The sequence below is a fragment of the Delftia sp. WY8 genome (assembly GCF_018437695.1).
Lineage (GTDB): Bacteria > Pseudomonadota > Gammaproteobacteria > Burkholderiales > Burkholderiaceae_C > Comamonas > Comamonas tsuruhatensis.
Window position 1 is genome coordinate 3976438 of the sequence record NZ_CP049795.1, and the last position, 14355, is coordinate 3990792.

Consider the following 14355-nt stretch of genomic DNA (forward strand, 5'->3'; position numbering starts at 1 on the left):
CAGCCGCTGGCAGGGGTGCGACATGCACCTGCCGCCGCAGCTCAAGGCGAAAAGTCGGCAATTATAGAAGGTTGCCGTCGCCGATGCCGATGGCAGGTGTTGCGGATGCCGCTGGCCTGCGTGCTCAGGCGATGAAGGCGTCGTAGCCGGTCTTGAGGATCAGCAGGCTCACCACGCCGATGAAGATGCCCCGCACGAAGCCCGTTCCATGGCGCAGGGCCATGTGCGTGCCCAGCATGGCGCCCAGCACATTGGCCACTGCCATGGGGACGGCCAGGTGCCACCAGATATGGCCCTTGAGCGTGAACAGCGCCAGCGCCGCCAGGTTGGTGGCCATGTTCAGCAGCTTGGCCGAGGCCGATGAGTTCAGGAAGTCATAGCCCATCAGCCGCACGAACAGGAACACGAAGAAGCTGCCCGTGCCGGGGCCGAAGAACCCGTCATAGAAGCCGATGGCCAGGCCGATGGCGCAGGCGATCAGCGTCTCGGCGCGGCCCGAATAGCGCGGCGTGTGGTTGCGGCCCATGTCCTTGCGCGCCAGCGTATAGACCAGCACGCCCAGCAGCACCAGCGGCAGCAACTGGCGCAGGAAGTCGGGGGAGATCTGCGTGACGGCCCAGGCCCCCGCAAAGGAGCCCGCCATGCCCACGCAGGCGGCCGGCATCATCGCGCGCCAGGGCAATTGCACCTTGCGGCCGTACTGCCAGGTGGACATGGCCGTGCCCCAGACGGAGGCGCTCTTGTTGGTGCCCAGCAGGGTGGCCGGTGGTGCGGTGGGGAAGGTGGCGAACAGCGCGGGCAGCAGGATGAGGCCTCCGCCGCCCACGATGGCGTCCACGAAGCCGGCCAGCATCGAGGCCAGCGAGACGATGATCCATTCCATAGGGCGGCGATTGTCGCACCGCCACGGTGCCGCATCAGGCTGGCCGCAGGCATAAAAAAAGCGCCGGACTTGCCGGCGCTCTGGGAAATGCATCTTGGGATGCTATTTATGAATGTTGATCTGGTTGTGTACGAGTTGTCTCCTCGGCCCCTCTTGTGCAGCACTGTGGTACCGCGAGAGTGGATGGACTTTAATGGCCGCACCTGGGTGGTGCATCGGGGATTTCCCGCAGTTGCCGCGAAAGTGCGGGATTGCACCAGCAAGGGGCTGGGACGATGATTGCCGGTTGCCGGACGTTCAGCGCATGCGCAGCACCAGCTTGCCGAAAGCACCCCGCTCCAGATGCTCCAGGGCTGCCGGCAGATCGGCCAGCGCGTATTCGCTGTCGATCACAGGTTGCAGCTTCAGCCAGTCCACGGCACGCACCAGATCCTGCAGCGCACGCCGGTGTGCCACGCCGATGCCCTGAACGGTGGCGCGCCCCAGCAGCAGCGGATAGACCGAGCCGCGCAGCTCGTCGCCCTGCAGATTGCCGATCACCGACACGAGGCCTCCCTGTGCCAGGGCCGATAGCGAGCGGCCGAAGTTATCCCCCCCGGCCAGTTCCAGCACATGGTCGGCGCCGCGTCCTCCCGTGAGGGCACGCACCTCGGCGGCCCAGTCCGGCGTGCGGTGGCGGTGGATGCCGTGGTCTGCACCCAGCTGCGCAGCCCGCGCCAGCTTGTCGTCGCTGCCCGAAACCACCACCACGCGCGCACCCTGGGCATGGGCGATCTGCATGGCGAACAGCGCCACGCCGCCCGTGCCCATGATGACCACGGTGTCCCCGGGCCGCGTGGGCGCGGACTCGGCCAGTGCGAACCAGGCGGTTGCGCCCGCGCACGTCAGGGTGCTGGCCTGCGCAAAGTCCAGATGACGGGGCGCGGCGACCAGGTTGTCTTCGCCCAGCACCACGTATTCCGACAGCATGCCCGGCCCGGGCGAGCCCAGCGGCAGGCTGGTGCGCGGCTGCACGCCGTCCTGCCAGCCGCAGAAGAAGGTGCTGATCACGGCGTCGCCAACCGCGAACTCCGCGACGCCCGGGCCGATGGCGACCACCTCGCCAGCCATGTCCGAGCCGGGCACCAGGGGCAGGGCCGGCCCCATGCCCATGCCGTCGCGCAGGATCAGCAGATCGCGGTAGTTCAGCGATGCCGCATGCACGCGCACCAGTACCTGGCCCTGCCCGGGCTCGGGAATGGGAACTTGCACCAGCTGCAGGTTTTCATGGCCCAGGGCGGGCAGTTGCCATTGCTGCATGAATGGGGAAGACGCAGGCACGGTCATGGAAGGCGGTCCTTTCGAGGCAGATATCAAACAGGACTTCAGTCTATTGATTCCTCCATAATTGCATTGATTCAATTGAGGCTATGGTTTGTAGAATTTATGGAACCAATTGCAAATGACAGGCTGGCAGGCGTCAGCGCTTTCGTCGCCTCGGCCGAGGCCGGCAGCTTCGCCCAGGCGGCCGAGCGCCTGGGCCTTACGCGCTCGGCTGTTGGCAAGGCCGTGGCGCGGCTGGAAGAGCGCCTGGGCGCGCGGCTGTTCGTGCGCACCACGCGCAGCCTGGGGCTGACCGAGGACGGCCAGATGTTCTACGAGCGCTGCGCGCAGGCGCTGGAGGACCTGGATGCCGCCCGGCACATGCTGGAAGCCGGGCGGCGGGAAGTGGTGGGCCGGCTGCGCATCAGCGCACCCGTGGTCTTCGGCCGCCACCACGTGGCTCCCTTGCTGCTGGAGCTGGCGCAGCTGCATCCGCGCCTGCGCATCGAGGCCAGCTTCACCGACCGCCAGCTGGACTTCGCCGATGACGGCATCGACCTGGCCATACGCAGCGGGGAACTGTCTGACAGCGACTGGCTGGTTGCGCGGCGCCTTGGCATGCAAACCATGGTGCTGTGCGCATCACCCGCCTATCTGCAGGCCCATGGCGCGCCGCGCAGCGTGGCCGACCTGGCCGGGCATCGCTGTATTGCCTATATGCGCAGCGGCCGCGCCGCCCCCTGGGGGCTGGCCGGTGAGGATGGATCGCTGGCCGCGCCCGTGCTGGAGCCGGCGCTGGGCTTTGACGACATAGAAACCATCGCCACGGCCACGCTGCAGGGCGCGGGCCTGGCCCACATGCCGCTGTGGCGGGTGCGCAGCGCGCTGGACAGCGGGGCGCTGGTGCGCCTGCTGCCCGAGGTGCCGGCCGCGCGCATTCCCCTGCATGTGCTGTGGCCGCGCACGCGCTTTCTGCCCTACCGGCTGCGCGTGACCATCGATGCGCTGCTGGCGGCGATCCCGCCGCTGCTGCAGGAGCAGTCCTAGGCGGCCAGCGCAACGGCCGGTTCCGTGCTCTGCCGTGCCGGCTCCTGGCCCCGGCCCTGCCTGTCCGCAAGAATCCAGCCGGCGGCCTTCTCCGCCATCATCAGCGTCGGGCTGTTGGTGTTGCCGCTGGTGATGCGCGGCATGGCGCCTGCATCGATCACGCGCAGGCCCTGTACGCCGCGCACGCGCAGGCGGCTGTCGAGCACAGCCATGGGGTCGTCGGCGCGGCCCATCTTCGTGGTTCCCACGGGGTGGAAGATGGTGGTGGCAATGTCGCCGGCCAGGCGGGCCAGGTCCTCGTCGCTCTGGTATTGCACGCCGGGCTTCCATTCCTCGGGGGCAAAGCGCGCCAGCGCGCTCTGGCTGACGATGCGCCGCGTCACGCGCAGGCTGTCGGCGGCCACCTGCCGGTCCTCGGGCGTGGACAGGTAGTGCGGCGCAATGGCAGGCGCCTGGCGGAAGTCCCCGCTGCGGATGCGTACCGTGCCCCGGCTGGTGGGGTTGAGGTTGCAGACGCTGGCCGTGAAGGCCGGAAAACCGTGCAGCGGCTCGCCGAAGGCGTCCAGCGACAGCGGCTGCACGTGGTACTGGATATTGGGGTGCGCCTGCTGGGGGCTGCTGCGCGTGAAGGCGCCCAGCTGCGAGGGCGCCATGCTCATGGGGCCGCTGCGGCGCAGCAGGTACTCCAGGCCGATGCCGGCCTTGCCCCACAGCGAATTGGCCATGGTGTTGAGCGTGCGCGCGCCCTTGATCTTGTAGACCGAGCGGATCTGCAGATGGTCCTGCAGGTTCTCGCCCACGCCGGGCAGGTCGTGGCGCACGGCGATGCCGTGGCCTTGCAGCAGCGCCCCCGGGCCTATGCCCGACAGCTGCAGGATCTGCGGGGAGTTCACGGCGCCCGCGCACAGCAGGACCTCCTGGCTGGCCTGCACATCGACCATTTCCGAGCCGGTCCAGACCTGTGCGCCGCTGCAGCGCAGGCCGCCGGCGGGCAGCGGCTCGAACAGCAGCCGGCTGACCTGGGCATGGGTCCACAGCTCGAAGTTGGGGCGGCCATAGCAGGTGGGCCGCAGGAAGGCCTTGGCGGTGTTCCAGCGCAGGCCGCCCTTTTGGTTGACCTCGAAGTAGCCCACCCCCTCGTTGCTGCCGCCGTTGAAGTCCTCGGTGGCCGGAATGCCGGCCTGCTGGGCGGCTTCGGCAAAGGCGTCCAGGATGTCCCAGCGCAGGCGCTGCCGCTCCACGCGCCATTCGCCGCTGCCGCCTGTGCCCGTGCCGCCGTGCAGGGCGCGAAAGCGCGCATCGGCGTTGCCCCCTGCGTCCAGCCGCCAATGGCTTTCATGCTGGCGAAAGGCCGGCAGCACCTGGTCCCAGCGCCAAGCGTCGTCGCCGGTCAGCTCGGCCCAGCCGTCGTAGTCGCGGGCCTGGCCGCGCATGTAGATCATGCCGTTGATGCTGGAGCAGCCGCCCAGCGTCTTGCCGCGCGGATAGCGCAGGCTGCGGCCGTTGAGCCCTTCGTCGGGTTCGGTCTGGTAGAGCCAGTCGGTGCGCGGATTGCCGATGCAGTACAGGTAGCCCACGGGGATGTGGATCCAGTGGTAGTCGTCCTTGGCGCCCGCCTCGATCAGCAGCACGCGGCTGCGGCCGTCGCGCGAGAGCCTGTTGGCCAGGAGGGCGCCTGCCGTGCCGGCGCCGATGACGATGTAGTCGAAGGTGGTATTGCTCATGGAGATGGGCGGGCGTCCGCTGCGGGCCGGAACGTCCTTGGGAGCCGGGGTTGGTGCTTCGGCCCATTGTGCGGACGGCATGCGCACTGTCGAGAGGGAAAGCGCGCTGGACTCCTTTTTTCGCAGCAGCGCATGCAGCAGCGATGGCCGTCCCGCTGGTTTTTTGATAAAAATTGCACGCGTAGGGCAAAGCCGTCGCGCACACGGCGTTGCGGGGCAATCTGCGGGCCGCGCCGCTCGGTTATCCTGCGGTCTTGGCGGGCGTGCCACCGTGCCTGCCCGCGCGCCTCGGCCTCGCCTTCGCAACCCCCAAGGACTTCCTGCACTTGTCTGCCCTCAACAATCCCCCCCAATGCAGCCTGCGCCGTGACAACGACGGCCAATGGGCGTTGCTGACCGGCTCCTGGGGCGCGGCCGAGCTGGGCCGGCGGGCGCAATGGCGCAGGCTGCGTGCACAGCTGGCCGACGCCAAGGGCGATGACCTGGGCTGGAACCTGCAAGGGCTGGACTGGCTGGACCACGTGGGCGCGCAACTGCTGTGGAACCACTGGGGCCGTCGCCTGCCCGCGCGCCTGGCGGCCAGCGACGCGCAGCGCGCCATGCTCGACCGCGTGGCCCGTTTTTCCAAGGAGCCTGCACCGCCGGCTCCGCGCCTGAGCCTGCTGGAGCACATCGACAGCCTGGGCTGCCTGGTCATCAACGCCTGTGGCCATTTCGCACAGCTGACGCGGCTCATCGGCCAGTTGCTGATCGACGTGGTGCGCTTTGCGCGTGCCCCGCACCGGGGGCCCTGGCGCGACATTTCCGGCCACCTCTACTCCATGGGCGCCACGGCCCTGCCCATCACGGCCCTGGTGGGCTTTCTGATCGGCGTGGTGCTGGCCTACCTGATGGCGCTGCAGCTGCGCCAGTTCGGGGCTGAATCCTTCATCGTCAACATCCTGGGCATCTCGCTGATCCGCGAGCTGGGCCCGCTGCTGGCGGCCATCTTGGTGGCGGGCCGCACGGGCTCGGCCATCACCGCCCAGATCGGTGTGATGCGCGTCACCGAAGAGCTGGACGCCATGCAGGTCATGGGCATACCGCACGGCTTTCGCCTGGTGCTGCCGCGTGCGCTGGCGCTGGCCATTGCCATGCCCCTGGTCTCGCTGTGGACCACGCTGGCCGCGCTGGCCGGCGGCATGCTGGCCGCCGACCTGACCATGGGCGTCACGGGCGCCTACTTTGCCGAGGCGCTGCCTGCCGCCGTGAAGATCGGCAACCTCTGGATCGCCATGGGCAAGTCCGTGGTCTTCGGCGCCCTCATCGCCTTGATCGGCTGCCACTGGGGCCTGCGCGTGGAGCCCAATACGCAGAGCCTGGGCAAGGGCACGACGGCCTCGGTGGTGTCGGCCATCACCATGGTCATCGTGGTGGATGCGATCTTCGCAATCCTTTTCAAAGATGTCGGAATCTGATGGCCATGGACACCGAAACCTCCTCCACACCCGCAGCCGACGAGCCCATCGTGCGCATCGCCGGGCTGTGGAGCGTGTTCGGCGAAGGCGAGAACGCCTTTGCCGTGCACCAGGACCTGGACCTGGATGTGCAGCGCGGCGAGATGCTGTCCATCGTCGGCGGCTCGGGCACGGGCAAGACCGTGCTGCTGCGCCAGATGCTGGGGCTGCTGGAGCCCACCAAGGGCCGCGTCGAAGTGCTGGGCCGCCCGGCCAGCGAAATGGGCCGCGAGGGCGCTGCCAGCCGCGTGGGCATGCTGTTCCAGCACGGGGCGCTGTACTCGGCCTTCAGCGTGCTGGACAACGTGGCCTTCGCGCTGCGCGAGCAGGGCACGCTGCCCGACGATCTGGTGCGCGACGCGGCCCTGGTCAAGCTGCAGATGGTGGGCCTCAAGCCCGAGCATGCCTCGCGCATGCCGGCCGATCTCTCGGGCGGCATGATCAAGCGCGTGGCGCTGGCGCGGGCGCTGATCATGGACCCGCCCCTGCTGCTGCTCGACGAGCCCACGGCCGGCCTGGACCCCACCAGCTCCGACGAATTCTGCGAACTGCTGCGCGAGCTGCGTGCCGAGCTGGGCCTGACCGTCATCATGGTCACGCACGACCTGGACACGCTGTTCGCACTGTCCTCGCGCGTGGCCGTGCTGGCCGAGAAGAAGGTGCTGGTCAGCGGCCCGCCGCGCGAGGTGGCCGAGTTCAAGCATCCGTTCATCGAGCATTTCTTCCAGGGCGAGCGCGGCAGGCGCGCGATGAGCACGGTATGAGAAGCCCCCCTGAGTCGCTTCGCGCCTTCCCCCCTCTCGCTTTGCGGGGGGGGACGACACCCTCGCGGCGGGGCGGCCCTTGCTCGGTGTCCCTTGCCTTGGGGTGCGCCGGTTTTGAAGGCCGCGCTCTGAGTGCTGGCCCTGGGGGCTGTGGCCCCATGCCTTGTTTTGCTGGGCTCAACGTTATGGACCATTGATATGGAAAACAAATCACATGCCATGGCGGCCGGCATTTTCGTGCTGGTCGTGGCGGCCCTGCTGGCGGGGCTGGCGATCTGGCTGACGCGCGATACGCGGCAGTACAACGAGTACGAGCTGTCCACCAAGGACGGCATCAGCGGCCTGCAGGCCCAGGCTGCCGTGCGCTACAAGGGCGTGGCGGTGGGCAAGGTCACGCGGATCGGGTTCGATCCGCAGACCAATGGCAACGTGCTGATCCGCATCGCCATCGGTGTGAACACGCCCATCACGCCCACCACGTTCGCCGTGCTGGGCTACCAGGGCGTCACGGGCCTGGCCCATGTGCAGCTGGACGACGCGGACCAGCCGCAGCCCCAACTGCCACCGGGCCCCAGCGGTCTGCCGCGCCTGCCGCTGCGCTCTTCGCCCCTGAGCATGCTGGCCGACCAGGGGCAGGTGCTGCTGGAGCGCGCCGATGAAATCTCGCGCCGCCTCAGCGACATGCTGGACACCGACAACCAAAAGCGCGTGAGCCAGGCGCTGGAGAACATTGCGGCCGCTGCCGCAGGCGTGCAGCAGCTCACGCAGAACCTGGACCGCACGCTGTCCACCCAGGTGCCGCAGCTCGCCGCCGACGCCCACAACACCCTGCAGTCGCTGGAGAAGGCCAGCAACGGAGCCGCCGCCGTGGCGTCCGAGCTGCAGCAGACCGTGCGCCGCGTGAACGCGCAGGACGGGCCGCTGGAGCAGATCGCCCAGAGCACGCGCGCACTGACCCGCATGGCCGATTCGCTGGGCCGCAGCACGGTGCCGCACGCCAACCGAGCGGCCGATGATGTCTCGCGCGCCGCGCGCCAGATGGGCACGGCGGCCAGCCGCTTCAGCGACAACCCGCAGGCCGTGATCTACGGGCCGGGCCAGGCCCGTCCGGGGCCGGGCGAGCCCGGCTTCGTCGCCCCGTCTGCAGCCACCCAGCCCTGACCGAGGAACCCGCATGTCCCCATCTCGCAAGACCGCCGTGGCCAGCGCTGGACTGGCCGCCGCCCTGATCCTGCTGGCCGGCTGCTCGGCCCTGCCGCAGCCCCCCGCCCAGCCCGCGCGCTATGACTTCGGCCTGGCGCCGCTGTCCACGCCCGCGCAGTCCGCCACATCCGCAGCCCCGCAGGCACGCACGCCGCTGGCGCTGGCCGATGTGGAGGCCCCCGCCCTGTCCGACGGCAGCACGGCCATGTTCTACCGCCTGGCCTATGCCAACGGCCAGGAACTGCGCCCCTACCAGCTGGCGCGCTGGAGCCAGCCTCCTGCACTGCTGCTGCAGCAGCGCCTGCGCAGCCAACTGGGCCTGCAGCGCCCCGTGCTGGCCAGCAGCGAAAGCGTGGCCCAGCCGCGCCTGCAAGGCGCCGTGCCCACGCTGCTGCGCGTGGACATCGAAGAGTTCAGCCAGGTCTTTGACGCGCCCGGCTCCAGTGCCGGCGTGGTGCGCCTGCGCGCCACCCTGGTCGAGCAAAGCGGTGCCGTGGACCGACTGCTCGGACAGAAGGTGTTCGAGGTGCGCAGTCCTGCAGCTTCGGGCGATGCGGCGGGCGGCGCCCAGGCCCTGGCCAAGGCCACGGATGCGGCCATTGCGCAGATCGATGCGTGGCTGGGGCAGCAGGGGCACTGAGCGGCTGCTGGATTTCCAGCCCATCCATTCTCTTGAGAACGGCTGGTGGGTGCATTGCATCCGCTGGCCGTTTTTTGTTTTCGGCAACTGGCTCTGCAAGCAAGTGGACTTTTTCTGCCCCTGCCGGATGGTTGCTTTTCGAGGCCGGGTCTCGGCCCGGCAGCCGACTGCCCTTTTCTTGATTCGCCAAGAAAGGTCAGATCACGAAGCAAGCCTGTCCTTCGGCAGGCTTGCAACCCCGCAACCGCCACGGCGCAGGTGCGGACATACGGGGAAAAGGCTGGGTACTCAGGGCAGGGGCGGGCCGCGCCTGACCCAGCGCTTCCCGCGCGTCCGTCAGGGGCTGTAGTCCCGATCCCACCGTCTCGGCTGCCCCTGGGACGACCGTCAACACTAGGTCCAGACTACGGCGCGCGGCGCGCAGGTTTTTTACAGTGGAACCGTCGCTGATGCAGATCGCGGCTTTGAAAAAACAAGGCCTGATTGCACGGCACGACTTCAACATCACTGAAAGGAACAAGCCATGAATGAAGACCGCATCAAGGGCAACTGGAAGCAATTCACCGGCAAGATCCGTGAGCAATGGGGCAAGCTCACCGATGACGATCTGGACGTGATCGCCGGCAAGCGCGAGCAATTCCTGGGCAAGCTGCAGGAGCGCCAGGGCCTGGCCCGCGACGCTGCCGAAAAGCAGCTGACCGACTGGCAAAAGCGCAACCCCGACTTCCGCTTCGAAGACTGACGAGGGTGGACTGCGGATGGGCTGGTCGCCCTGGCCGGCGCCCCCATCCGCTCCTCGATAGCCGGCATGCCCCCAGGGCATGCACCCAAGGCCCGCCGCCGCAGGCATCAAGGGCCACCTCAGTACAAATACAAGGAGTTCCATCATGCAAACACCGCAACGCTTTCGCCACATGCTGTCCGCCGTCGCCCTGGGCCTGATGGCCTCCGGCGCCATGGCCATGACCAATGCCGAGCACACGGCCGCCAAGAACCAGATCGAGGCCGACTACAAGGCTGCCAAGGAACAGTGCAAGCCGCTCAAGGACAACGCCAAGGACGTCTGCGAGAAGCAGGCCAAGGGCCAGGAAAACGTCGCCAAGGCTGAACTGGAATCGCGCCGCAATCCTTCGCCCAAGAACAGCGAAAAGGCACTCAAGGCCAAGGCTGATGCGGACTACGACATCGCCAAGGAAAAGTGCGATGACCTCAAGGGCGACGCCAAGGACGTCTGCGTGAAGGATGCCAAGGCTGCCCATGTGCGTGCCGTCGAAGCCGCCAAGGTGAACAAGGCCCAGGCCGAACCTGCCGCCAACTCTGCCGCCAAGGCCGCCAACGTGGCCGAGACCCGCAAGGACGCTGCCGAGGAAACCCGCGAAGCCGACTACAAGGCTGCCAAGGCCCGTTGCGACACCATGAGCGGTGACGCCAAGGACACCTGCGTGGCGGATGCCAAGCGTAAATATGGACAGTAAGCTGGTAGGCACCCCCTGAGGCGCTGCGCGCCTTCCCCCTCTCTACTTGCTTCGCAAGGGAGGGGGACGGCACCTTCGCCGCGAGGCGGCTCTTGCTCGGTGCCCCTGGCCTTTTGGCCGCGCCAGTTTTATCCGCCTTGACCAAGCCCCGCTCGCGGGGCTTTGCTGTTTTCGGGTTGGCTGATGTGGGTCAAACGGGTTGGGCGGTGCTGTTCCTAAGCTGCAGTCTTTCATGATGAAGGCAGGAGAAGCATATGGCCGTGCTGGAATGGAGCGGAGCGCTGGCATTGGAGTTGCCGGCCATGGACGAGGTGCACCAGGAGTTCGTGCTGCTGCTGGCCGAGGTGGAGGCGGCCGATGATGCGCAGCTGTGCGTGCGCTGGGATGAGCTGATCGCGCATACGCAAGTGCACTTCGACCAGGAAGACCGCTGGATGCAGTCCACGCGGTTCACCAGCACCAACTGCCACAGCCTGCAGCACAAGGTAGTGCTGCAGGTGATGCGCGAGGGGGCGGCCAAGGCGGCAGCGGGGGATCTGGCCGTGATCCGCAGCATGGCGGGCGAGCTGGCGGCCTGGTTCGTGCACCATGCGCAGACCATGGATGCGGCGCTGGCCCTGCATCTGCGCAGCGCGGGCTTCGATCCCGCCACGGGCTCGCTGGCCCACCCCGAGGCCTTGCCCGAGCAGCCCATCACGGGCTGCGGCGGTGCATGCGACGGCAGCGTCGACCGCGCGCGGGCCGTGCCGGCCTGATCCGGCGGGCCTTCAATCGGCCAGCCAGCCCGCTCAGGGCACGATCGCGGGCGAGGCCAGGATGGGGAAGATCTTCACCAGCCCGCCCGCCATCACCTCCACGGCCAGGGCCGCGAGGATCAGGCCCATGAGCCGCGTCATCACGTTGATGCCGGTCTTGCCCAGCACGCGCGCAATCGGGTCGGCCAGCGAAAAGCAGACCATCACCACCAGCGCCACCACCACGCCATAGCCCACCAGCGCCAGGTGCTGCCAGATGGTGCGTGCCTGGTCGGCATAGATCACCACGGTGGACATGGAGGCCGGCCCCGTCAGCAGCGGAATCGTCAGCGGCACCACGGCAATGCTGTTGCCCATGGCGGCCTTTTCCGCGCCTGCCGCCAGCGTGGGCGCGTTGGGCCGTTCCTCGGCCGGGCGGGCGTTGAGCATGTTCATCGCGCTGATCAGCAGCAGCAGGCCGCCGCCCACCTGGAAGCTCTGCAGCGAGATGTTGAAGAAGTCCAGCACCTGCAGCCCGATGATGGCGCAGGCCGCGATCACGCAGAACGAGGCCAGCGCCGCCGTGCGAATGGTCTGCTGGCGCTGCTGGGCGCTGAATCCCTCGGTGTAGTGGATGAAGAAGGGGACGATGGCCAGCGGGTTGATGATGGCCACCAAAGTGATCAGCGGTTTGAGGTCCATGGTTGCCTTGGAGCTAGAGGTTGCCGCCCGAGATATCGACCAGGCTGCCCGTGGTGTAGTGCGAGCCGTCGGACATCAGCCAGAGGATGGCGTCGGCCACTTCCTCGGCCCTGCCGCCGCGCTGCATGGGCACGTTGGGCGCCAGGCGCTCGACGCGGTCGGGCTGTCCGCCGCTGGCGTGGATGCCGGTCTCTATCAAGCCGGGCCGCACGGCGTTCACGCGTATGCCCTGGGCGGCGACTTCCTTGGCCAGGCCCAGCGTCATCACGTCCAACGCGCCCTTGGCGGCCGCATAGTCCACGTACTGGCCCGGTGCGCCCAGCCGCGAAGCGATGCTGGAGACGTTCACGATGGCGCCACCCCGTCCGCCGTGGCGGGTGCTCATGCGCCGCACGGCCTCGCGCGCGCAGATGAAGCTGCCGATGGTATTGACGCGGAACATGCGCTCCAGCCGCTGCACGCTCATCTCGGCCACGGTCTGCGCGCGGTCCACCACACCGGCGTTGTTGACCAGGGCATCCAGCCGGCCGAACTGCGCATCCACCGCACCGAACAGGGCCAGCACCTCGGCTTCGTCGCCCACATCGGCCTGCACGGCCAGCGCGCGGGTGCCGGCCAGTTGCACGTCGGCCACCACGGCCTCGGCCGCATCGCGCTGGTGCTGGTAGCTGATCACCACGTCCCAGCCCCGGTGCGCTGCCATGCGTGCCGTTGCGGCGCCTATGCCGCGGCTGCCGCCGGTGATGAGCACGACTTTTCGTTCCATCGAATGTCTCCTGTGAAAGAATTGCCGCACGGGCCGGCCCGCCGCCATTACAGCATTGCGGGGCGCGTCCGCCCACCGGGAAATCACAACAGGTTCTCAGACAGAAAGGAACGCGGACATGGGCAGTTTTGTGCAGTTGACTTCATTGGATGGCACGTCTTCGCCGGCCTGGGTGGCCCGCCCCGACGTGCCCGCGCGCGGTGCCATCGTCGTGCTGCAGGAGATCTTCGGCGTCAACGCCCATATCCGCGCCGTGACCGACCGGCTTGCGGCGCGGGGCTATGTGGCCGTGGCGCCGTCACTGTTCACGCGTGTGGAGCCGGGTGTGGACCTGGGCTACGGCGACGCCGACCGTGCCAAGGGCATGGCGCTGAAATCCGCCGCCGAGGCGCTGCCCCAGCCCGGCGTGCTGCCCGAGATCGAGGCCGCCATCGCCCATGCCGCCACGCTGGTGCCCGGCGGCAAGGTGGGCATCGTGGGCTTTTGCTGGGGCGGCCTGTGGGCCTGGCGCGCGGCCTGCAACCTGCCCAGCCTGTCGGCTGCGGCCTGCTACTACGGCGGCGGCATGACCACGCCGCTGGAGATGGGCCGCGAGCCGCTGTGCCCCGTCATCGCCCACTTCGGCCGGCGCGATGCGCACATTCCCGTGGACGCCGTGCAGGCCTTCGCCCAGGCGCAAAAGCATGTGCAGGTGCACCTGTACGACGCAGACCACGGCTTCAACTGCGACCAGCGCAGCGCCTACGACGAGGCCAGCGCCCTGCAGGCGCGCGATCGCACGCTGGCCTTCTTCGACCAGCACCTGGCCTGATCTGCCGTGCCGGGCGTGGCCCGGCATGGAAAATCCAGGCATCGGGATTTCCGGGAGTGCTGCTTGAAACCCGGTGCCTGATGCAATAGGCTTTCCAGAAGTCTCAACAGGAAAGGATGTCCATGCGACCGTCCGTGGTGCTCGACATGAATCGCAGCGCAGTGCGTGAAATGGCCAGCCGTTTCCGCACTGCGAACCCGCGCGTCTTCGGCTCCGTGCTGCATGGCACCGACCGGGACGGCAGCGACCTCGACCTGCTGGTCGATGCATTGCCGGGCGCGACGCTGTTCGACCTGGGCGGCCTGCAGGCCGAGCTGGAATCGCTGCTCGGCCTTCGCGTTGATCTGCTGACGCCCGGAGACCTGCCGCTGAAGTTCCGTGCCCAGGTGCTTGCGGAGGCGCAGCCGATATGAACGGGCATCGCCTTCCCGATTACCTCGATCACATACAGCAGGCCGCAACGGATGCCTGTAGCTTCGTGGAGGGCTTGGCCAAGGAGGATTTCCTGGAGGACAAGCGCACCCAGCAGGCCGTCATCATGAGCCTCGTCATCATCGGCGAGGCTGTCACGAAGGTCATGGATGGCTATGCCGAGTTCGCCCAGACACACGGGCAAGTGCCATGGCGCAACATGCGCGGCATGCGCAACCGCATCGCCCATGGCTATTTCGACATCAACCTCGATCTGGTGTGGGACACCGTGCAGACGGCCTTGCCTGAATTGCTCAGGCAATGGCCATCCATTCGCCGGGATGCGGACGGCGCCAGGCCGGGCTGACCGGTGCTGCGCGAGTGTCCGCAACTGGCC

Annotated in this window: 16 protein-coding genes; 11 read left to right on the plus strand and 5 right to left on the minus strand. The window is 68.0% G+C overall.

All coding sequences use genetic code 11. The features are described from left to right. Positions 1 to 124 precede the first annotated feature (124 nt). Positions 125 to 883, minus strand: a complete 759-nt coding sequence (locus tag G4D77_RS18330) for a sulfite exporter TauE/SafE family protein (RefSeq protein ID WP_154833228.1) — start codon at positions 881 to 883, stop codon at positions 125 to 127. 297 nt (positions 884 to 1180) lie between these two features. Further along, positions 1181 to 2209, minus strand: a complete 1029-nt coding sequence (locus tag G4D77_RS18335) for a zinc-dependent alcohol dehydrogenase family protein (protein ID WP_250134228.1) — start codon at positions 2207 to 2209, stop codon at positions 1181 to 1183. A 99-nt stretch (positions 2210 to 2308) separates the two neighbouring features. Between G4D77_RS18335 and G4D77_RS18340 the strand changes: the two genes are divergently transcribed. After that, a complete protein-coding gene (locus tag G4D77_RS18340; protein ID WP_213757720.1) occupies positions 2309 to 3232 on the plus strand; it encodes a LysR family transcriptional regulator in 924 nt (307 codons plus the stop codon). Here the strand turns inward: G4D77_RS18340 and G4D77_RS18345 are convergent. Next, positions 3229 to 4956, minus strand: a complete 1728-nt coding sequence (locus G4D77_RS18345; protein ID WP_017404919.1) for a GMC family oxidoreductase — start codon at positions 4954 to 4956, stop codon at positions 3229 to 3231. The genes G4D77_RS18340 and G4D77_RS18345 overlap by 4 nt on opposite strands. Positions 4957 to 5282: 326 nt before the next feature. Between G4D77_RS18345 and G4D77_RS18350 the strand changes: the two genes are divergently transcribed. The 7 genes from G4D77_RS18350 (at position 5283) to G4D77_RS18380 (ending at position 11289) form a co-directional block, all read left to right on the plus strand. After that, positions 5283 to 6413 (plus strand): MlaE family ABC transporter permease, encoded by a 1131-nt coding sequence (locus tag G4D77_RS18350; RefSeq protein ID WP_047326961.1) that lies wholly within the window; start codon positions 5283 to 5285, stop codon positions 6411 to 6413. Continuing rightward, entirely contained in the window at positions 6413 to 7216 is an 804-nt protein-coding gene (locus G4D77_RS18355) for an ABC transporter ATP-binding protein (protein WP_012202305.1), read from the plus strand. Before G4D77_RS18350 ends, G4D77_RS18355 begins: the two co-directional genes overlap by 1 nt. Before the next feature lie 198 nt (positions 7217 to 7414). Then, entirely contained in the window at positions 7415 to 8377 is a 963-nt protein-coding gene (locus G4D77_RS18360) for an MlaD family protein (protein ID WP_016448535.1), read from the plus strand. Positions 8378 to 8390: 13 nt separating this feature from the next. Beyond that, on the plus strand, positions 8391 to 9059 hold the full coding sequence (locus G4D77_RS18365; RefSeq protein WP_016453581.1) for an ABC-type transport auxiliary lipoprotein family protein: 669 nt from the start codon (positions 8391 to 8393) through the stop codon (positions 9057 to 9059). A gap of 523 nt (positions 9060 to 9582) precedes the next feature. Beyond that, complete coding sequence (locus G4D77_RS18370; protein ID WP_012202308.1) at positions 9583 to 9801, plus strand: CsbD family protein; 219 nt, start codon at positions 9583 to 9585, stop codon at positions 9799 to 9801. A gap of 145 nt (positions 9802 to 9946) precedes the next feature. Continuing rightward, positions 9947 to 10534, plus strand: a complete 588-nt coding sequence (locus G4D77_RS18375) for a hypothetical protein (RefSeq protein ID WP_016453580.1) — start codon at positions 9947 to 9949, stop codon at positions 10532 to 10534. A 254-nt stretch (positions 10535 to 10788) separates the two neighbouring features. Then, positions 10789 to 11289 (plus strand): hemerythrin domain-containing protein, encoded by a 501-nt coding sequence (locus G4D77_RS18380; protein ID WP_126311665.1) that lies wholly within the window; start codon positions 10789 to 10791, stop codon positions 11287 to 11289. 33 nt (positions 11290 to 11322) lie between these two features. Here the strand turns inward: G4D77_RS18380 and G4D77_RS18385 are convergent, their stop codons facing one another. Continuing rightward, complete coding sequence (locus tag G4D77_RS18385; protein WP_016448531.1) at positions 11323 to 11970, minus strand: MarC family protein; 648 nt, start codon at positions 11968 to 11970, stop codon at positions 11323 to 11325. 13 nt (positions 11971 to 11983) lie between these two features. Then, the gene (locus G4D77_RS18390) at positions 11984 to 12736 is read right to left on the minus strand and encodes an SDR family oxidoreductase (protein WP_154833232.1); all 753 of its coding nucleotides are present in this window, start codon (positions 12734 to 12736) and stop codon (positions 11984 to 11986) included. 118 nt (positions 12737 to 12854) lie between these two features. Here G4D77_RS18390 and G4D77_RS18395 point away from each other — a divergent pair, with 118 nt between their 5' ends. From G4D77_RS18395 to G4D77_RS18405, 3 genes are all read left to right on the plus strand, one after another. Next, the gene (locus G4D77_RS18395) at positions 12855 to 13547 is read left to right on the plus strand and encodes a dienelactone hydrolase family protein (protein WP_016448529.1); all 693 of its coding nucleotides are present in this window, start codon (positions 12855 to 12857) and stop codon (positions 13545 to 13547) included. A gap of 122 nt (positions 13548 to 13669) precedes the next feature. Then, positions 13670 to 13960: a nucleotidyltransferase family protein gene (locus tag G4D77_RS18400; protein ID WP_047326971.1), complete on the plus strand. Its 291-nt coding sequence runs from the start codon at positions 13670 to 13672 to the stop codon at positions 13958 to 13960. Beyond that, complete coding sequence (locus tag G4D77_RS18405) at positions 13957 to 14325, plus strand: HepT-like ribonuclease domain-containing protein (RefSeq protein WP_013800235.1); 369 nt, start codon at positions 13957 to 13959, stop codon at positions 14323 to 14325. Before G4D77_RS18400 ends, G4D77_RS18405 begins: the two co-directional genes overlap by 4 nt. Positions 14326 to 14355 lie beyond the last annotated feature (30 nt).